At 61.3% G+C, this 18,602-nt stretch carries 15 protein-coding genes; 5 read left to right on the forward strand and 10 right to left on the reverse strand.

Annotated features, from left to right (window positions below):
• Entirely contained in the window at positions 1-366 is a 366-nt protein-coding gene (copC, locus tag CER19_RS06150) for a copper homeostasis periplasmic binding protein CopC (RefSeq protein WP_116665765.1), read from the reverse strand.
• A gap of 116 nt (positions 367-482) precedes the next feature.
• On the opposite strand from copC, the gene CER19_RS06155 reads away from it, so the two are divergent.
• Positions 483-1,103, forward strand: a complete 621-nt coding sequence (locus CER19_RS06155) for a TetR/AcrR family transcriptional regulator (RefSeq protein WP_014719000.1) — start codon at positions 483-485, stop codon at positions 1,101-1,103.
• A gap of 42 nt (positions 1,104-1,145) precedes the next feature.
• Here the strand turns inward: CER19_RS06155 and preA are convergent, their stop codons facing one another.
• The 3 genes from preA to hydA all read right to left on the reverse strand — a co-directional run bounded on the left by preA (position 1,146) and on the right by hydA (position 5,381).
• A complete protein-coding gene (gene preA / locus CER19_RS06160; RefSeq protein WP_116665766.1) occupies positions 1,146-2,420 on the reverse strand; it encodes an NAD-dependent dihydropyrimidine dehydrogenase subunit PreA in 1,275 nt (424 codons plus the stop codon).
• Positions 2,420-3,787, reverse strand: a complete 1,368-nt coding sequence (locus CER19_RS06165) for an NAD(P)-dependent oxidoreductase (protein WP_116665793.1) — start codon at positions 3,785-3,787, stop codon at positions 2,420-2,422. Before CER19_RS06165 ends, preA begins: the two co-directional genes overlap by 1 nt.
• Positions 3,788-3,941: 154 nt before the next feature.
• A complete protein-coding gene (gene hydA / locus CER19_RS06170) occupies positions 3,942-5,381 on the reverse strand; it encodes a dihydropyrimidinase (RefSeq protein WP_116665767.1) in 1,440 nt (479 codons plus the stop codon).
• Between the two features lie 593 nt (positions 5,382-5,974).
• On the opposite strand from hydA, the gene CER19_RS06175 reads away from it, so the two are divergent.
• Together CER19_RS06175 and CER19_RS06180 are read left to right on the forward strand one after the other, a co-directional pair.
• On the forward strand, positions 5,975-7,462 hold the full coding sequence (locus tag CER19_RS06175; RefSeq protein ID WP_116665768.1) for an NCS1 family nucleobase:cation symporter-1: 1,488 nt from the start codon (positions 5,975-5,977) through the stop codon (positions 7,460-7,462).
• A gap of 176 nt (positions 7,463-7,638) precedes the next feature.
• Positions 7,639-8,922, forward strand: a complete 1,284-nt coding sequence (locus CER19_RS06180; protein ID WP_116665769.1) for a Zn-dependent hydrolase — start codon at positions 7,639-7,641, stop codon at positions 8,920-8,922.
• A gap of 119 nt (positions 8,923-9,041) precedes the next feature.
• Here the strand turns inward: CER19_RS06180 and CER19_RS06190 are convergent, their stop codons facing one another.
• From CER19_RS06190 to CER19_RS06200, 3 genes are read right to left on the reverse strand one after another with little or no spacing between them, the layout of a single operon-like run.
• On the reverse strand, positions 9,042-10,457 hold the full coding sequence (locus CER19_RS06190; protein ID WP_116665770.1) for an efflux transporter outer membrane subunit: 1,416 nt from the start codon (positions 10,455-10,457) through the stop codon (positions 9,042-9,044).
• The gene (locus CER19_RS06195) at positions 10,441-11,610 is read right to left on the reverse strand and encodes an efflux RND transporter periplasmic adaptor subunit (protein ID WP_116665771.1); all 1,170 of its coding nucleotides are present in this window, start codon (positions 11,608-11,610) and stop codon (positions 10,441-10,443) included. Before CER19_RS06195 ends, CER19_RS06190 begins: the two co-directional genes overlap by 17 nt.
• Positions 11,600-14,821: an efflux RND transporter permease subunit gene (locus tag CER19_RS06200; RefSeq protein WP_116665772.1), complete on the reverse strand. Its 3,222-nt coding sequence runs from the start codon at positions 14,819-14,821 to the stop codon at positions 11,600-11,602. Before CER19_RS06200 ends, CER19_RS06195 begins: the two co-directional genes overlap by 11 nt.
• Positions 14,822-15,027: 206 nt before the next feature.
• On the opposite strand from CER19_RS06200, the gene CER19_RS06205 reads away from it, so the two are divergent.
• Positions 15,028-15,438 carry a hypothetical protein gene (locus CER19_RS06205; protein WP_034127951.1) on the forward strand — a complete coding sequence of 137 codons (411 nt, stop codon included), beginning with the start codon at positions 15,028-15,030 and terminating at the stop codon, positions 15,436-15,438.
• Here CER19_RS06205 and CER19_RS28740 read toward each other — a convergent pair.
• Positions 15,435-15,596 carry a hypothetical protein gene (locus CER19_RS28740; protein ID WP_165861607.1) on the reverse strand — a complete coding sequence of 54 codons (162 nt, stop codon included), beginning with the start codon at positions 15,594-15,596 and terminating at the stop codon, positions 15,435-15,437. The genes CER19_RS06205 and CER19_RS28740 overlap by 4 nt on opposite strands.
• A 211-nt stretch (positions 15,597-15,807) precedes the next feature.
• On the opposite strand from CER19_RS28740, the gene CER19_RS06210 reads away from it, so the two are divergent.
• On the forward strand, positions 15,808-16,470 hold the full coding sequence (locus CER19_RS06210) for a cysteine peptidase family C39 domain-containing protein (RefSeq protein WP_116665794.1): 663 nt from the start codon (positions 15,808-15,810) through the stop codon (positions 16,468-16,470).
• A 111-nt stretch (positions 16,471-16,581) separates the two neighbouring features.
• On the opposite strand, the gene pbpG is transcribed toward CER19_RS06210, so the two are convergent.
• On the reverse strand, positions 16,582-17,505 hold the full coding sequence (gene pbpG / locus CER19_RS06215; RefSeq protein ID WP_116665795.1) for a D-alanyl-D-alanine endopeptidase: 924 nt from the start codon (positions 17,503-17,505) through the stop codon (positions 16,582-16,584).
• 207 nt (positions 17,506-17,712) lie between these two features.
• Positions 17,713-18,567 carry a bifunctional methylenetetrahydrofolate dehydrogenase/methenyltetrahydrofolate cyclohydrolase FolD gene (gene folD, locus CER19_RS06220; protein WP_014718989.1) on the reverse strand — a complete coding sequence of 285 codons (855 nt, stop codon included), beginning with the start codon at positions 18,565-18,567 and terminating at the stop codon, positions 17,713-17,715.
• Positions 18,568-18,602 lie beyond the last annotated feature (35 nt).

The following is an 18,602-nucleotide window of genomic DNA, read 5'->3' on the forward strand; positions in this document are numbered from 1 at the left end:
TTATTGGCCGACCTTGAAGCTGTAAGTGCCTTCGCTTTTGTGAGTGTCGACGGACACCGCATGCCATTCGACCTTATACGTGCCGCTTGCCAACGGAGCGGCAGGCGTGACCACCAGGGTTTTCTTGTCGGCGTCCGGGGTTTGCAGGCCCTTGATGGCGATTTCGGTGCCGTCCTTGCTCAGGGAGACCTTGGTGAAGGTGGCTTCGACGCCTTCGCTGAAGGTCAGGCGCAGGTCTTTGGGTGCGGCGACGTTGCTGTCAGCCGCAGGCTCCGCGCGCTTGAGGTGGGCGTGGGCAAAAGCCGTGGAGGCGCCCAGCAGGGCAGTGAACAGGACAGCAGCGGTCAGGGACTTCTTGAGCAACATTGTTCAATACCGATCAGAGGATAGGAGCCGGCAGTGTACGAAGTTTCGGCTTGGCCTGTCGCCCCGATCTAGAGCCGGTGGTAGTCTTTAGGCCGTGTTGTTGTCAGGGAGCCCTTATGGGCAATCACAAGATCGGAATTCGTCGGGTCAACGTCGAGAAAATCCTGCTGGCGGCGGAGAAGGTCTTCGCCAACAAAGGCTATGGCAGCACCGCCATGGCCGACATCGCCGAAGAAGCGCAACTGCCGCGCTCCAACCTGCATTACTACTTCACCACCAAGAGCGAGCTGTACAGCGCGGTGCTGTTCGACCTGCTGGAGTTGTGGAAGCAGGACGCCCTGAGCTTTGAAACCTTTGACGACCCCCGTGTGGTGCTCAGCAGCTACATCCGCGCCAAGATGCAGCGCTCGCGCACGCGCCCGTATGGCTCTAAGGTCTGGGCCAATGAAATCATCCACGGCGCGCCCACACTCGGCGAGGCCTTGGATGAAAGCCTGTACGACTGGGCCAAGATGAAGGAAGCGAAGATTCGCCAATGGGTGCAAGACAAACGCATCCTGCCGGTGGAGCCCTCGAGCCTGCTGTACATGATCTGGGCCTCGACCCAGCACTATGCCGACTTCGACCACCAGGTGAAGATTTTGAATGATCACCAGCCGTTGTCGGATCGGCAGTTCGAGAAGGCGATACAGACCGTGACCGGTGTAATTTTGCGCGGGATTGGGTTGGAACCTTGAGCTGATCGTTCCCACGCGGAGCGTGGGAACGAGGGGCAAGGATTACACCGCTTCGCGGTAAGGATTGCGGGGGTCCTGCGTCCAGTTCAAAAACGGCTTGCCGGTATCGATCGGCACCATCTCGATGCAGTCGGCCACCGGGCAGGTGATCTGGCACAGGTTGCAGCCCACGCACTCATCGTCGATCACCTCATACCGATGCGTGCCATCGGCCTGCTTCAAGCTGGCAATGGCCTGGTGCGAGGTGTCCTCGCAGGCAATATGGCAACGCCCACAGCCAATGCACGCCGCTTGATCAATCTTGGCGATGACCTGGTAGTTGATGTCCAGGTACTTCCAGTCCGTGGTGTTGCCCACCGCCCGCCCGGAAAACGCCTGCAGGTTGGCATGGCCCTGGCTGTCCATCCAGCGCGACAAGCCGTCCTTCATCTCTTCAACGATGCGAAACCCATGCAGCATCGCCGCCGTGCACACCTGTACCGCGCCGCAGCCCAGGGCGACAAACTCCGCCGCATCCCGCCAGGTACCGATACCGCCGATGCCGCAGATCGGCAGGCCGTTGGTCTGTGGGTCGCGGGCGATTTCGGCGACCATGTTCAACGCAATCGGCTTGACCGCTGAGCCGCAGTAACCGCCATGGGTGCTCTGGGTGCCGACCACCGGCAGGGCGACCATGCGTTCCAGGTCCACGCTGGTGATGGAGTTGATGGTGTTGATCAGCGACACCGCATCCGCGCCACCGCGATAGGCCGCCCGTGCGGCCACGCGGATGTCGGTGATGTTCGGCGTGAGTTTGACGATCACCGGCAGCGAGCAATACGTTTTGCACCAGCGCGTCACTTGCTCCACGTACTCCGGCACCTGGCCGACGGCAGCGCCCATGCCCCGTTCGGGCATGCCGTGAGGGCAGCCGAAGTTCAGCTCGATGCCGTCGCAGCCGGTCGCCTCCACCAAGGGCAGGATGTTTTTCCAGGACGCTTCGACACAAGGCACCAACAGCGAGACGATCAGCGCGCGGTCCGGCCAGTCCTTTTTCACCTGGGTGATTTCCCGCAGGTTGATCTCCAGAGAACGGTCGGTGATCAGTTCGATATTGTTGATGCCCAGCACTTCGCGGTTGGCGCCATAGTGCGCGGAGTAACGCGACGACACGTTCACCGCCGCCGGGTCTTCCCCCAGGGTTTTCCACACGACGCCACCCCAGCCGGCCTCGAAGGCGCGCACCACGTTGTAGGCTTTGTCGGTGGGCGGCGCGGAAGCCAGCCAGAACGGATTGGGCGCTTTGATTCCGGCGAATACAATCGAGAGATCGGCCATTACGCAGCCTCCCCAGTCAGCATGAGTGGGGCATGCATGGCTTCGGCGGCCCGCTTGCCATGTTGTACCGCCTGCACGGTGAGGTCCTGGCCGAGGCTGACGCAATCGCCGCCGGCATACACCCCAGGGATGCTGGTACGCAGTTGCTCATCGACGAAGATACGCTCGCCCACGCGGTGCAGTTGCTGGGCCAGCGGGTCGTGCAGGGCGTCGTTGTCGAAGCCTTGCCCGATCGCCTTGAAGATCGCATCGGCGGCCAGTTCGAAGGTTTCCCCGGTAGGCAGCAGGCGACCGTTTTCCAGGTGGGTGCGGGCAAAGCGCATACCGCGTACGCGGCCTTGGTCGTCGAGCAGAACTTCGTCGGGTTGGGCCCAGGTCAACAGTCGTACTTGATTGGCCTTGGCGATGTCCTGTTCGTGGTGGGTCGCGCCCATGTCGGCCAGGCCACGGCGGTACACCAGGTTGACATCGCGGGCACCGAGGCGGGCCATTTGCACGGCCATGTCGATGGCGGTGTTCCCGGCGCCGAGCACAATGCAACGGTCGGCCAGGGGCAGTTGGGTGAGGTCGTCGGCCTGGCGCAGTTCGCGGATATAGTCGGTGGCGGCGAGCAGGCCGGGGGCGTCCTCAAAAGGCAGACCCAGCTGTTTGCTGGCAGCGAGACCCAGGCCGAGGAACACCGAATCGAACTGCTGGTGCAGTTCGCTCAAGGTCAGGTTGTCGCCCAGGCGCTGGCCGTGGCGAACCTCGATGCCGCCAATCTGCATGAGGAAATCCAGTTCCTTCTGGGCGAAGTCGTCCACCAGTTTGTATTTGGCGATCCCGTATTCATTCAGGCCGCCGGCTTTTTCCCGCGCTTCGAAAATCACCACGTCATGACCGTGCAAGGCGGCACGGTGAGCGCAGGCCAAACCCGCTGGCCCGGCGCCGACCACGGCGATGCGTTTGCCGGTGGGCGCGGCGCGTTGGAACGGGTGTTCGCTGAAGTGCGCGTTGTCGATGGCGTAGCGTTGCAACAGGCCGATCAGCACAGGGGCGCATTCTTCGGCGTTATTGCGTACGCACGCTTGCTGGCAAAGGATTTCTGTCGGGCACACCCGTGCGCAACTGCCACCGAGGATGTTGGCCGAGAGGATTTTCTGCGCGGCACCTTGCACGTTCTCGGTGTGGATATTGCGGATGAACGAGGGGATATCGATCTCGCTGGGGCACGCATTCACGCAGGGTGCGTCGTAGCAGTACAGGCAGCGCGAGGCTTCCAGTTGGGCCTGGCGGGCGTTGAGGGGCGGTGCCAGGTCGGTGAACTGGCTGGCGAGGGTGGCCCCGTCTTCACGGGGGTGGGGGAGGTGGGTCAGGGTCTGGATCACGGTGTTGGCCTCACGGTTCTGTGCCTCTGCCGGGCACTGGTTATTTGTGGCCTGGGCTGGCCTCATCGCAGGCAAGCCAGCTCCCACATTCCACCGCATTTGTCCTGTTGAAATGGGATCAAATGTGGGAGCGGGCTTGCTCGCGAAGGGTGGTTTAGCGGTTCACAGCCACTGGCTTGGAAAGCGCTGCCCGCTTGCTCAATTGCTCGAATACCGACGGATACGCCGGCCGCTCCACATACCGTCCGGCCCCTCGCTCGGCGCGCAGGTCACCATCGGCCCACACCAGCTTGCCCTGGCTGATGGTGTGGCTGGGCACGCCGCGCACGGTCTTGCCTTCGAAGATGTTGAAGTCCACCTGCTGATGGTGGGTCTTGGCGGAAATCGTCCGCGTGCCCTCGGGGTCCCATAGCACCAGGTCGGCATCGGCGCCTACGCGTATCGCGCCTTTGCGTGGGTAGAGGTTGAAGATCTTTGCGGTGTTGGTGGAGGTCAGTGCGACAAATTCCTGCATCGACAAACGCCCGGTATTGACGCCTTCGTGCCACAGCAGCGCCATACGGTCTTCAATGCCGGCGGTACCGTTGGGGATCTTGCTGAAGTCGTCACGCCCGGCGGCTTTTTGCTCGGCGCAGAAGCAGCAGTGGTCGGTGGCGGTGGTGTGCAGGTTGCCCGCTTGCAGGCCGTGCCACAGCGCCTCTTGGTGCCCGCGTGGGCGGAATGGCGGGCTCATCACATAACCGGCGGCGGTCTGCCAGTCGGGGTGCTGGTACACACTGTCATCGAGCAACAGGTGGCCGGCGAGCACTTCACCGTATACCGCCTGGCCCTTGCCCCGGGCATAGGTGATTTCATCCAGGGCTTCCTTCGTCGACACATGCACCAGGTACAGCGGCGTGCCGATGGTCTCGGCAATCCGGATGGCACGGCTGGCCGCTTCGCCTTCCACTTGGGACGGGCGCGACAGCGGATGGGCTTCTGGCCCGGTGATGCCCTGGGCCATCAGCTTGCGTTGCAGGTGATACACCAGTTCGCCATTTTCAGCATGCACAGTGGGCACCGCGCCGAGTTCCAGGCAGCGTTCGAAACTGGCGACCAAGGTGTCATCGGCAGCCATGATCGCGTTCTTGTAGGCCATGAAATGCTTGAAGCTATTGATGCCGTGATGGCTGACCAACTCAGCCATTTCCTCGCGTACCTGCTCGCTCCACCAGGTGATCGCCACATGGAACCCGTAGTCGGCGGCGGACTTTTCGGCCCAGCCGCGCCACTGGTGGAAAGCTTCCATCAGCGACTGCTGCGGGTTGGGAATCACAAAGTCGATGATCGACGTGGTACCACCGGCCAAGCCTGCCGCCGTACCACTGAAAAAGTCTTCACTGGCCACGGTGCCCATGAAGGGCAGTTGCATATGGGTATGGGGGTCGATGCCGCCCGGCATCAAGTATTGGCCGCTGCCGTCGAGTATTTCAGTGCCTGCGGGAATATCCAGATTCGTGCCAATGGCGCGAATTAGACCCTCTGCGCATAACACATCGGCACGGTAACTTTCATCATGGGTAATAACGGTGGCGCCACGGATCAACAGCGACATGTCGAGTTCCTCACAGGCTTGACCGGCTTGTGCCAGTTCTAAGTGTTGTAATACTGCGTACCGAGGATTGGTTAATTCCTGTCATCGGTGACAGGAATAGAAACTAGCCCGAGTTTTTCGAATGAGCAAGAAGATTTTTCGCAAACTTTCGTGTGTTTTATATTGTTGATATTTATAGGAAAAATCCTATTTTCACCAAAATGAAGCACACCCACCCTGTTTTGACGCACTTGACAGGTTCTTGTTCTGGTCAATATTTCTTATTGCAAATCAGGCGCTTGAGATATGCCGCTTGACGGCGCCGAGAAATAAAAATAATTGTGATGCACCAGTTTGAGACCTGCAGGTTCGGGCAACTTGCATATTGTTTAGCCTGACGCGTGCGGCAAGTACCGTAGGCTCAATTGGAAAGCTGATAAACATCAGCAAGTTATACAAGCGGTGCGGGTTCAGAGGCGGTTGTCGGCACGGTTATTGAGTGCACGGGCAGTTGGCCGGAACCCTGGATGGCATGTTGTTGATGCGGTACTCCGGCCACCTGAACCTAGCGTGCAGGTGAGCAACAATAATTTTAAAAAAACCGTGGAGCGGCCATGCAACAGAACAGATCGCAAGTCATCGAGCGCAACGGCCTGTACGAACTCGACGCCGGCCCCGACGTCCTCGACAGCCCTCGCTACAACCACGACATGGCACCTACCAAAGTGCACGAGCGCACCTGGAACAAATGGCACATCACGGCGCTGTGGGTCGGCATGTCGATCTGCGTGCCCACCTACACCCTGGGCGGGGTGCTCACGGCGTATTTCGGGCTGTCGGTGGGGGAGGCGCTGATGGCGATCCTGCTGGCCAATATCGTGGTGTTGATCCCGCTGACCCTCAACGCGTTTCCCGGCACCAAGTACGGTATTCCGTTTCCGGTGCTGTTGCGTTCGTCCTTTGGCATCCTCGGCTCCAACGTACCGTGCCTGATCCGCGCGCTGGTGGCCTGCGGCTGGTTTGGTATCCAGACGATGTTCGGCGGGCTGGCGATCCACCTGTTCCTGGGCTCGATTTTCGACGGCTGGAAAGCCCTGGGCGGTACCGGTGAGGTGATCGGATTCATGCTGTTCTGGTGCTTGAACCTGTGGGTGGTGCTGCGCGGCGCCGAGTCGATCAAGCGCCTGGAAACCTTGTCGGCGCCGCTGCTGGTGGCGGTGGGGGTTGGGCTGCTGGTATGGGCGATGCCCAATGTGTCCCTCAGCGAGTTGATGGCGATCCCACCCAAGCGCCCCGAAGGCGCCAGCCTCACCGGTTACTTCATGGCGGGGCTTACGGCGATGGTGGGCTTCTGGGCCACCTTGTCACTGAACATTCCCGACTTCAGTCGCTACGCCAAGAGCCAGAAAGATCAGATCCTCGGGCAGATCTTCGGCTTGCCGTTGACCATGTTCCTGTTCGCCGCCCTCGGCGTGGTCATGACCGCCGCCTCGGTGAAACTGGTGGGGGTGAGCGTCTCCGACCCGGTGAGCCTGATCGGCCATATCCAGAGCCCGGTGTGGGTGGCCATCGCCATGGCGCTGATCATCGTCGCGACCTTGTCCACCAACACCGCGGCGAACATCGTCTCGCCCACCAACGACTTCCAGAACATCGCGCCCAAGCTGATCAACCGCACCACGGCGGTGATCCTCACCGGCCTGGTAGGGCTGGCGCTGATGGCCCATGAACTGCTGAAAAAACTCGGGCTGATCGTCTCGGACGTCAGCCTGGAAACCGTGTATTCCAATTGGCTGCTGGGCTATTCAAGCCTGCTGGGGCCGATTGCCGGGATCATGGTGGTGGACTATTTCATAACCCGCAGACAACAGTTGGACCTGGCCGGCCTGTACCGCGACGACGTGTACCCGGCCTGGAACTGGAGTGGCTTTATCGCCTTTGGCGTACCGGTGGTGCTGACGCTGCTGTCGCTGGGCAGCGATGCGTTCAGCTGGTTCTACAGCTACGGCTGGTTCACCGGCTCGGCGTTGGGCGGGGTGTTGTATTACGGCTTGAATGCCAAACGCGGGGCGAGCCCGATCACCGCCAAGGCCCCGTTGTAATGCGTTGAAATGCAATCCAAATGTGGGAGCGGGCTTGCTCGCGAATGCGGTAGTCCAAGCGACATTTTCGGTGACTGACACACCGCTTTCGCGAGCAAGCCCGCTCCCACATTTTTGACTTCTTTACACCGTTGGATCGAGCCGACTCATAAGAAAATCAGCCTGAGGAGACCCCCATGAACGCTGCCCTCGACGTTCTGCAATCGCCCCATCAGCACATCAACCGCGACCGACTGTGGCAATCGCTGATGGACCTGGCCAAACTCGGCGCCACGCCCAAGGGCGGTGTGTGTCGCCTGGCCCTTACCGACCTCGACCGCAAGGCTCGCGATCTCTTCGTGCAGTGGTGTGAAGCGGCGGGTTGCACCGTGACCATCGACGGCATCGGCAATATCTTCGCGCGTCGTCCCGGCCGCAATCCCGACCTGCCACCGGTGATGACCGGCAGCCATATCGACACCCAGCCAACCGGCGGCAAGTTCGACGGTTGCTTCGGCGTGCTGGCCGGTGTGGAAGTGCTGCGCACCCTCAACGACCTCAAGGTGGAAACCGAGGCGCCGCTGGAAGTGGTGGTGTGGACCAACGAAGAAGGCTCGCGCTTCCCGCCGTGCATGATGGGCTCAGGGGTGTTTGCCGAGAAGTTCACCCTGGCCGATACCCTGGCCAAGGTCGATGCGGATGGCGTCAGCGTGGGGGAGGCGTTGAACGCGATTGGCTATGCCGGAACGCGGCCAGTCAACGGGCATAAGGTCGGCGCGTATTTCGAGGCGCATATCGAACAAGGGCCGATTCTGGAGGATGAACACAAAACCATCGGCGTGGTGCTCGGCGCCCTCGGGCAAAAGTGGTTCGACCTGAAGCTGCGCGGTGTTGAAGCCCATGCCGGCCCTACACCCATGCACTTGCGCAAGGATGCCTTGGTCGGCGCGGCGGCGGTGGTGGCTGCCGTGAACGCGGCGGCGTTGGCGCATCAGCCCCATGCGTGCGGCACGGTGGGTTGCCTGCAAGCGTATCCGGGATCGCGCAACGTGATTCCCGGTGAAGTGCGCATGACCCTGGATTTTCGTCATCTGGAACCGGCGCGGTTGGATTCGATGATTGCCCAGGTGCGTCAGGTGATCGAAGACACCTGCGCCAAACATGGCTTGAGTTTCGACATGCAGCCTACGGCGGACTTCCCGCCGCTGTACTTTGACAAAGGCTGCGTGGAGGCGGTGCGCAATGCCGCCAATGGCTTGGGCTTGTCGAACATGGACATCGTCAGCGGGGCAGGGCATGACGCAATCTTCGTCGCTGAGCTGGGCCCGGCGGGGATGATCTTTGTACCGTGTGAAGGGGGCATCAGCCATAACGAAATCGAAAATGCCGCGCCGGATGACCTGGCGGCAGGGTGTGCGGTGTTGTTGCGCGCGATGGTGGCCGCTTCAGCGGCCATCGCCAGCGGCAAACTCGCGGCCTGATCGTTCCCACGCTCCGCGTGGGAATGCACCCTGTGACGCTCCGCGTCACGATTTTAGAGGCAGACGCAGAGCGTCCGGAGCGGCGTTCCCACGCAGAGCGTGGGAACGATCAGTGGGTATTAACCCGGCTGCCAGCCGCCGCCGAGTGCGGTCAAAAGTCCCACACTCGCTTGCAAATGCCGGGTCTGCACCGCCTGCAACGTTCTCTGTGCCTGCAACGCGGCGGTTTGGGCGGTGACCACGTTCAGGTAACTCACCGCCCCGGCCTGATAGCTGTTCATCGCCAAGGCCTGGGTATGTTGCGCCGCCTCTGCCGCCGCTTGCTCGTCCTCGGCTTGCTGCTGCAGATCCCGCAGTTGTGCGAGGTTATCTTCCACCTCACGCACGGCTTTCAATACGTGGCTACGGTACTGTGCCGAGGCCTCCTCGAACTCGGCCTTGGCCTGGCGCTCGTTGGCGCTCAAGCGTCCGCCGTCGAAGATCGGCAGGTTCATCAGCGGCCCCAGTGCCCAATACCGGTTGTCGGCGGACAGCAGGTTGCCAACGCCTTGGGTCTGCCCGCCCAGCACACCGGTCAAACTGAAATCCGGAAACCACGCTGCCTTGGCCACGCCTATAGTTGCATTGGCCGCAAACACCCGTCGTTCAGCTGCGGCAATGTCCGGACGACGCTGCAGCAGGTGGCTGGGCAACTGCGCCGGAATGCCTGGCAACGCCAATAACTGCGAGCTGGGCGGCAGTGAAAACTCACTGGCCGTCACGCCCACCAATTCGCCGATGGCATGTTCGGCGAGGTTGCGCTGGCCACGCACTTCGTCCAGCTGCGCCTTGGCTTCGGCCAGTTGGTTCTGCGCACGGGTCAGGTCCAGTTCGGACGCAATCTGGCCTTCATAACGGCTTCGGGTCAGTTGCAGCGCCTGGCGCAAATCCTGCAACGAAGTGCTCAGGATTCGGCGCTGCGCATCCAGCCCATTGAGCTGCACATACAGACTCGCCAACTGCTGTTGGAGGCTCAAGCGCACCACCGCCAAATCATCAAAGGACGCTTGTGCCTGGGCATCGCCCGCAGCGACCTGGTTGCGGATTCTGCCCCACAGGTCGAGGTCGTAACCCAGGGCGAACCCGGCGGTATTGCTGTTATACACCGACGGCTGTGTAGTGCCGCGTAACGGTCGTGAATCCGATTGACGCTGGCGCAGCGGTTGCGCGCTGGCGGTGATTTGCGGGAAAAGGCCCGCGTGCAGTTGACTGGCATAGGCCTGGGACGCATCGAAGTGCGCCAGCGCCGCGGCCAGGTCCGGGTTGGCCTTGAGCAGTTGCTGTTGCAGCGCGTTCAGGCGCGAATCGTTGTAGAGCTGCCACCACCGGGGCGCCAGTTGATCCGACGGTTGCGCGCTGTGCCAGGGGCCATCGCTGGTTTGTTCGCGGTAGTGGGCGGGCAGGTCAATCGACGGCACTGTATAGCTGGGCGCCATCGAGCAACCCTGCAACGCCAGCAGCATCAACGGCGCCAGCGGTTTAAGCCTTGGGCGCATGCGCACCTCCCGAGGCGTCAGCCAGTTGCACCGGGTCGCCTTCGCGCAGGGCGTCGGGCGGGTTGTCGATGATGCGGTCAGCAGGCTTCAAGCCCTGGTCGATCACCAGGCGCTCGCCGAGGTCCAGGCCAATATGAATGTCTTGCAGGTGCACATGGTTGCGACCGTCCAGTACCGCAACCTGGGTGCCCTGGGCCCGGAAGATCAAGGCGCTGGCGGGGATGCTCACGCCATGGGTGTCAGCCGGAATCGGCAGGGTGACTTCGGCGTAATCGCCCGGCAGCAGTTCGCCGTTGGGGTTGTCGGCGACGAACTGGGCGAGCAGGGTGCCGGAGCGGCGGTCGATGGCGGTGGAGTCACCGAGCAGCCGCGCCTTGAAATGCTCACCGGGATGCTCGGGGACGGTCAGTTCGGCCTCAAGGCCCGCATGAATGACCGCTGCATAGTTCTGCGGCACTGGCACGTACAAGCGCAATTGGTGGGTGTCGGCAATGTTGAACAGTTCCGGATCGCTGGCGTTATCGGCCTTGATCAACTGGCCGATGTCCGTGTTGCGGGCGGTGATGGTGCCGGCGAACGGCGCGCGCAGGGTCTTGTAGCCTTCCAGGGCGAACAGTCGCGCGTAGTCTGCTGCCGCGGCTTCGGTGTTGGCCTTGGCGGCTGCGGCATTGGAAGTTTTTTCATCGGCGTCCTGGCGCGATACCGAATGGCTGGCCAGCAGGTTTTGCCAGCGGGTCGCCGTGGTGGCTGCCAGGTGTGCATTGGCTTGTTGCTGGATCAGGTGCGCATGGGCCTGGGCCAGTTGTTGGTCGAGGTCGGGGCTGTCGATTTCGGCGAGGATTTGCCCGGCCTTGACCTGGGCGCCGATGTCGACTTTCCAGTCCTTCAAGTAGCCGCTGACCCGCGCATGGATCGCCGCCTTGCTCCACGCCTCCAGGTGAGCGGGCAGGCGCAGGGTGTCACCGCCGGCGTTTGGCTTGGGTTGGAACACCATCACCTGGGGGACGGCGGCGGCTTCGGTCCAGGCGGTGACCGACTGCTCGTGCAGCGTACGCGCGTGCAGGCCGCTGGCGACTAACAGGGCAGCCAACGTCAGGCCACCGACACCCAGGAGCATCAGACGCTTGCGCGAGGGTTTTTGATCAGGCGACATGGGGCGTTTCTCCAGCAGTTACGCGAGTAGGATGACGGCCGTGGACCAGGCTGAAGACCACGGGAACAAACAACAAAGTGGCGATGGTGGCGAAGATCAAGCCACCGATGACCGCTCGACCGAGCGGGGCGTTCTGCTCCTCGGAAATGGCCAGGGGCAACATGCCGATGATCATTGCCAGGGCAGTCATGCACACCGGGCGAAAGCGCGTGTAGCCAGCTTCCAGCGCGGCTTTCAACGCATCGCCATGTTCGGCCAGGCGCTCACGGCAGAAGCTCACTACCAGGATCGAGTTGGCGGTGGCCACGCCCATGCACAAGATGGCACCGGTGAGTGCTGGCACCGACAACGAGGTGCCACTGAGGAACAGCATCCACACGATGCCCGCCAATGCTGCCGGCAACGCCGTGATGATCACAAAGGGGTCGGCCCATGACTGGAAGTTGACCACGATCAGCAAGTAGATCAGCACCACCGCGCCGAGCAGCCCGAAGCTCAAGCCACTGAACGCCTCATGCAGTGCATCGATCTGCCCGTGCAGGCTGATGGTCGCCCCTTTGGGGCGCATGGACGCAGTGTCATCCAGCCCCTTTTGCACATCGCGGGCCACACCGCCGAGGTCGCGACCTTGCACGTTGGCGTACAGGTCCAGGGTCGGCTCGATGTTGTAGTGGGTCACCACGGCCGGGCTTTGTACCCGGGAGATGGTGGCCACGCCGCCGAGAATTTGCGCCTGCCCATCGGCACCGGTCACCGGCAGCGCCTCCAGCGACGGCAGGCTGTCGAGGCGGTATTGCGGGGTGGCGGCGACGATGGAGTAAGACACGCCGTTGGCCGGGTTGAGCCAGAAGGTCGGTGCGGTTTGCGAGCTGCCGGCGAGGGAGGCAACCATGCTGTTGGTGACGTCACGCTCGGTGATGCCCAGGCCATTAGCGCGCATGCGGTCCACGTTTACTTGCAGCGAGGGGTAGCCGGTGGACTGCTGGATGCGCAGGTCGGCAATCCCCGGTACATGCTGCAAGCGCCGTTCAAGTTCGACGGCATAGGCGCGGTTTTCTGCGTCACTGCGCCCGGAGATTTTGACGTCCAGCGGGGCGGGAGCGCCGAAGTTGAGGATCTGGCTGCTGATGTCGGCGGGCAGGAACGCAAAGTGGCTGCCGGGGAAACTTTGCGGCAGGGCTTCGCGCAGTTTTTTCACATAGTCGGCGGTGGGCGCGTGGTGCGTTTTCAAGCTGACTTGAATATCGCCATCCTGCGGGCCGATGGTGCCGCTGCTGCTGTAGGCCATGTCGATGCCGCTGAGCGGAATGCCAATATTGTCGACGATGGTGTCCAGTTCTTCGGCCGGGATGACCTCGCGGATCCGCGCTTCGATGCGGTCGAACGCCGCGGCGCTTTCCTCGATGCGCGTGCCCAGCGGCAAGCGCACATGCAGGGCCAAGGCACCCGCATCGGTGGCCGGAAAAAAGTCCTGGCCCAGGCTGGGCAACAACAGGAACGACGCGAGTACGCAGGCCAGGAAGCCGACAATGAAGCGCTTGCGTGCGCCCAGTGCCAGCGTCAGCAGGCCATGGTAGGTGTCGCGGATATTGGAAAAGTGCTGCTCGAATCCCTGTTGAAAATTCAGCACCGATTGCAGCAACGCATTGCGTGGTTTCAGGTGTTGTTCACCCTCGTGGTGGTTGATGAATGCATCTTCCGGATGATGCCCCGCGCCTGGCTCCGGCCTATGCGGTTTGAGCAAAAACATCGCCAGTGTCGGCACCAGGGTGCGCGAGAGAATGAACGAGCTGGCCATGGCGAAGATCACCGCCAATGCCATTGGGCGGAACAGGTAACCGGCGATGCCCTGCAGCAAAAACATCGGCACGAACACGATGCAGATGCACAGCAGCGATACGAACGCCGGGCCGACGATTTGTGCGGCGCCGTCGAGAATTGCGGTCTTCACCGCCTTGCCTTGCTCCAGGTGCCAGTTGATGTTTTCGATGGTCACCGTGGCGTCATCCACCAGGATGCCCACCGCCAACGCCAGCCCGCCCAACGTCATGACGTTGAGGGTTTGCCCACTGACAGCCAATAGCGCGATGGCCGAGAGCACCGCCAGGGGAATCGACGCGGCGATGATCAAGGTCGAGCGCCAACTGCCGAGAAACAGCAGGATCATCGCACTGGTGAGCAGTGCGGCAATAATGCCTTCCTGGGCCACGCTGCCCACCGACTGCTTGACGAACACCGAGGCATCGCCCAGCAGCGAGGTTTTCAGCGACGGTGGCAGGGTTTCGTTGATGCGCGGCAGCATCTGGCGGATACCGTCGATGATCGACAGGGTGGAGATGCTGCCGTTTTTCAGCGCCGGCATCAGCACGGCGCGATGGCCGTCGACCCGCACGATGTTGGTTTGCGGCGGTGAGCCGTCGCGCACATGGGCCACTTGGCCGATGGTGATCAGCGCACCGTCGACGGTCTTGATCGGCAGGTCGTTGAGTTCATCGATGGCCTTGGGGCTGTTGTTGAGCAGGATCGTGTATTCATTGGAGCCCAGCTTGGCGGTGCCCACCGGGATGATCTGGTTCTGCAGCGCCAGGGCATTGCCCACATCCTGGGCCGACAAGCCTTTGGCGGCCAGTGCCTGAGGGTCGAGGTCGAGGGTGATCTGCCGTTGCTTGCCGCCCATCGGTGTAGGCATGGCCAGGCCGGGCAGGGCGCTCAAGGGCAGGCGGATATTGTTCTGCACCAGGTCGCGAATTTTGGCTTCCGAAAGGCTGGGGCTGGAGAACGCCATTTGCAGGATCGGCACCGTGGAGGCGCTGTAGTTGAGGATCAGAGGTGGGGTGATGCCCGGTGGCATTTGCTTGAGCACGGTTTGTGACACCGCCGTGACCTGGGCATTGGCGGTACGGATATCCACGCCGGGCTGGAAGAAGATCTTGACGATGCCCATGCCGGGCAACGATTGCGACTCGATATGTTCGATGTCGTTGACGGTGGTGCTCAGGGAGCGTTCATAGGTGTATATCACCCGGCCGGCCATGGCGTCCGGGGACAGGCCGTTGTACTGCCAGACCACGGCGACCACGGGAATGCCGATATCGGGAAAAACATCCGTGGGCGTGCGCAAGGCTGCCATCGGCCCGATGATGCAGATGAATATAGCCAGCACGATGAAGGTGTACGGCTTGTGCAGTGCGGTCTTTACCAGCCCGAGCATGCGTGAGTCTCCGAGAAGAGCAGGATTGCAAACCCCGGCAGTCTTGACCGACCCACCTAACACGCACCTTTCAGCCAGGTGAAGGAAGTTTTAGTTAACGGCTGAAGATACTTTCATAGGGATTCATTTGTTCCAGGAAGGGCGGCTCATCAAGCTTGTCAGCCATCGGATACGACCTTTTAACATCTGCCCTTTGGAGCCTTGTCATGTCACTCAAACCACTGTTGTTAGTTCCCGTCCTTGGCTTTGTCTGTTTACTGTCGGCCTGCGCCGGCCCGATCCCCAAGGCCGACCCCAGCGAAGCCTGGATCGGATTGCAGGAAGAAGCGCCGAATGACCTGATGGCCGAGCGTGTCGATGGCAAGCGGGTGGACGATGGGCGCTATTTTGAAGTGACCCCGGGGGACCATCGCTTGGACGTGACTTTATTTGAAGACGAGCCGGGTGATGACAACCAGCAGGACTGCCAGGGCCGCATCGAGTACAAGCATTTCAAGGCGGGGGAGCACTACACCCTGGTGGAGTCGAGCCTGGGCACTACCGTGCGCGCGTCCCTTGAGGACGGCCACGGCAAGGAAATTGCCGCGACCCAGGACTTCAATTGCATGCCTGGCTAGGCGTGATGCGCCGTCGCCTTGCGCGGCTCGGCGGGTGCAGCAGGTTTGACGTGGGGGTGATGATGCCGGCGCGTCACGCGCATGACCCCCCACAGCATGGCGGCGGCGACGGCCAGCCAACCGCAGATCAACAGGAAAATCGTTGTCGCAAGGCTCATTCGGGCCTCCTTTCGCCCACTTGGGGCACACACAGTCTTCTCAATGGACAGTCTAGCCAGCCGGCGGTTGCCTGCTATTGACCAATGGTCGAGTCTGTCCAACTTGTTTGCTCTATCAGCGCCGCTTTACTGGGCCAATGGGCTATACCGGCGAGGCGGGGCGCCCTATGATCGGGGCCTTTACCGGCAGTTGATCAAGAGAGTGAAAAAATTGCGCTTACGGTCGAACCTTAAAACTTCTTTGCTGCTGGCCGTTGCCCTTGGGCTGGCGGCCTGTTCCAGTACCCCGTCGAAACTGCCAGGTTTGCCGGAGCGCGTTGAGCTCACTGGCGTGCCGACCTTTCGCAGCGAGGCTTATCAGAGCGGTCCTACAGCACTTGCCAGCATGCTGTCGCAACAAGGCATTGTCATGACACCGGGTTTGCTTGATAAACCACTGCGCCTGCCCGGCGCCGAGGTGGACCTTGAGCGCAACATGCAGGTGCTGGCGCGTGAGTACGGGCTGATGGTGTACCCATTGGACGCCAAGCTGACCGCCGTGTTTGCCCAGGTAGCGGCGGGTTACCCGGTGATGGCGCGGATCAACGCCAGCTATTGGTCCGGGGCGCGTTATGTCGTGGTGGTGGGGTTCAACCAGCAGAAAAGTACGGTGCTGTTGCGTTCAGGCAAGGAGCGTCGATTGAGCATGAGCTTCAGCGACTTCGAGTCGGCGTGGCAGGGCGCGGGCCATTGGGCGATCCTCACCCAGCGCCCGAGCCAGTTGCCGGCCAACGTGGATGCGCAGCGCTGGCGCGATGCGGCCAATGCCACCGCGCAGGCGGGACAGGAGCAAGCGGCGGCCCAAGCGCTCAAGGTGTTGGCAGAAAAGAAGTGAAACTCAAATGTGGGAGCGGGCTTGCTCGCGAAGGCGCAGTGTCAGTCGCTGAATGCTTAGGCTGACCCACCGCATTCGGGAGCAGGCCCGCTCCCACACTAAAATCGTTGTTTATCGACGTACTTCCGTAGCGGTCGCTCGATTCTTGAGGTTTTTATCGGCCTTGTAACGCAGCGCTACGTCCGGCACTGCGCCGCCTTTGCCGGTCTCGACCCAGCTACGAATACGGCTGGCATCGGCAAAATGGGTGAACTTGCCAAAGGCGTCCAGGATCACCAGCGACACCGGGCGATTGCCCATGCTCGTCACCAGCACCAGGCAGTGGCCGGCCTGGTTGGTGAAGCCGGTCTTGGTCAGCTTGATATCCCAGTTGGCGCGGTTGATCAGGTGGTCCGTGTTGGAGAACCCCAAGGTGTAGTTGGGCTTGCGGAACGACACAGTCTTTTCCTTGGTGGTGCTCAATTGGCTGAGCATCGGAAACTTGCGCGCATAGGCCAGCAGCTTGCTCAGGTCGCGGGCGGTCGAGACGTTATGGATCGACAGGCCGGTGGGCTCCACGTAGTGGGTGCTGGTCATGCCCAAGGACTTGGCCTTGGCGTTCATCGCGGCAATGAAGGCCGCATAACCGCCTGGATAGTGGTGGGCCAGGCTGGCGGCGGCGCGGTTTTCCGAAGACATCAGCGCGATCAGCAGCATTTCCTTGCGCGGCATCTGGCTACCGATCTTCACCCGGGAGAACACGCCTTTCATCTCGGGCGTGTCGGTGATGTTGATGTCGATGTACTCGTCCATATTTTGCTTGGCTTCGAGGACGATCAGGCCGGTCATCAGCTTGCTCACCGAAGCGATGGGTACCACCACGTCGGGGTTGCTGGAATAAATGACTTTATTGGTCTGCAAGTCGACCAGCATGGCGCTGCCGGAGGCGATCTGCAGCTTGGAGGCGTCACGCGGGGCCAGGGTGGTTTCGGCGGCGTGGGCGAGGGTGCCTGTCAAAGCAAAAAACAGGCTGACAATAGAAAGACGAATTTTCACGCGGATGAACTCGCTAAAAAGTAAGGAAATGCCGTTGTGAAACGGATCTTGTGACAAATGGCGTTACATTTTAGGAGTATGGATGAAGAACTGTCGAATGTTCTTCTAGAACCAGACGAAAGTGCTTAAAAACTAAGAAAAAACGGTTTTTTTACGTGCAATAAAAAGCCCTGCGCTAAGGCAGGGCTTTTTCATTACGCCTGGTTATTAACCGTGCAGGGTTTCCGCTGCATATAAGGTGTTTTCCAGCAGGCAGGCCCGGGTCATCGGCCCGACACCGCCTGGCACTGGTGTGATCCAGCCTGCACGGGGCAGGGCGGTTTCATACACCACATCGCCCACCAACTTGCCGTCTTCCTGGCGGTTGATGCCCACGTCGATGACGATGGCGCCTTCCTTGATCCACTCACCCTTGACCAAGCCTGGCTTGCCGGCGGCGACCACCACCAGGTCAGCGCGGCCAACATGGCCGGCGAGGTCCTTGGTGAAGCGGTGGGTGACGGTCACGGTGCAGCCGGCCAGCAGCAGTTCCATGGCCATTGGGCGACCGACGATGTTCGATGCGCCCACCACGACGGCGTCAAGACCATATAGATCGACACCGGTGCTTTCCAGCAGCGTCATGATGCCTTTAGGGGTGCATGGACGCAGCAGGGGAATGCGTTGGGCCAGGCGGCCGACGTTATAAGGGTGGAAACCGTCGACGTCTTTGTCCGGGCGGATGCGCTCCAGCAGTTTGGAGGCGTCCAGGTGCTCGGGCAATGGCAGCTGCAGCAGGATGCCGTCCATGTTCGGGTCATCGTTGAGACTGTCAATCAGGTCGGTCAGGGCCTGTTGAGTGGTATCCGAAGGCAAGTCGTAGGCCTTGGAAATAAAGCCGACCTCTTCACAGTCTTTACGCTTGTGCGAGACATAAACCTGAGAGGCAGGATCGCTGCCGACCAGGATCACCGCGAGGCCCGGCGTGCGCAGGCCTTGCTGGCTGCGCTCGGTGACTCGTTTGGCGATCTGCTGGCGCAGGCTGGCGGCGATTGATTTGCCGTCGATAAGTTGTGCAGTCATTACGCGTGATTAACCATCGAGAGGGGGAAGAAAAG

This window comes from Pseudomonas sp. GL93 (assembly GCF_003408955.1).
GTDB lineage: Bacteria > Pseudomonadota > Gammaproteobacteria > Pseudomonadales > Pseudomonadaceae > Aquipseudomonas > Aquipseudomonas paracarnis.

Excerpts from the sequence above, each read along its gene's own strand:
- copC (WP_116665765.1), bottom strand. The coding sequence starts at position 366 with ATGTTGCTCAAGAAGTCCCTGACCGCTGCTGTCCTGTTCACTGCCCTG.
- CER19_RS06155 (WP_014719000.1), top strand. The coding sequence starts at position 483 with ATGGGCAATCACAAGATCGGAATTCGTCGGGTCAACGTCGAGAAAATC.
- preA (WP_116665766.1), bottom strand. The coding sequence starts at position 2,420 with ATGGCCGATCTCTCGATTGTATTCGCCGGAATCAAAGCGCCCAATCCG.
- hydA (WP_116665767.1), bottom strand. The coding sequence starts at position 5,381 with ATGTCGCTGTTGATCCGTGGCGCCACCGTTATTACCCATGATGAAAGT.
- CER19_RS06175 (WP_116665768.1), top strand. The coding sequence starts at position 5,975 with ATGCAACAGAACAGATCGCAAGTCATCGAGCGCAACGGCCTGTACGAA.
- CER19_RS06180 (WP_116665769.1), top strand. The coding sequence starts at position 7,639 with ATGAACGCTGCCCTCGACGTTCTGCAATCGCCCCATCAGCACATCAAC.
- CER19_RS06190 (WP_116665770.1), bottom strand. The coding sequence starts at position 10,457 with ATGCGCCCAAGGCTTAAACCGCTGGCGCCGTTGATGCTGCTGGCGTTG.
- CER19_RS06195 (WP_116665771.1), bottom strand. The coding sequence starts at position 11,610 with ATGTCGCCTGATCAAAAACCCTCGCGCAAGCGTCTGATGCTCCTGGGT.
- CER19_RS06200 (WP_116665772.1), bottom strand. The coding sequence starts at position 14,821 with ATGCTCGGGCTGGTAAAGACCGCACTGCACAAGCCGTACACCTTCATC.
- CER19_RS06205 (WP_034127951.1), top strand. The coding sequence starts at position 15,028 with ATGTCACTCAAACCACTGTTGTTAGTTCCCGTCCTTGGCTTTGTCTGT.
- CER19_RS28740 (WP_165861607.1), bottom strand. The coding sequence starts at position 15,596 with ATGAGCCTTGCGACAACGATTTTCCTGTTGATCTGCGGTTGGCTGGCC.
- folD (WP_014718989.1), bottom strand. The coding sequence starts at position 18,567 with ATGACTGCACAACTTATCGACGGCAAATCAATCGCCGCCAGCCTGCGC.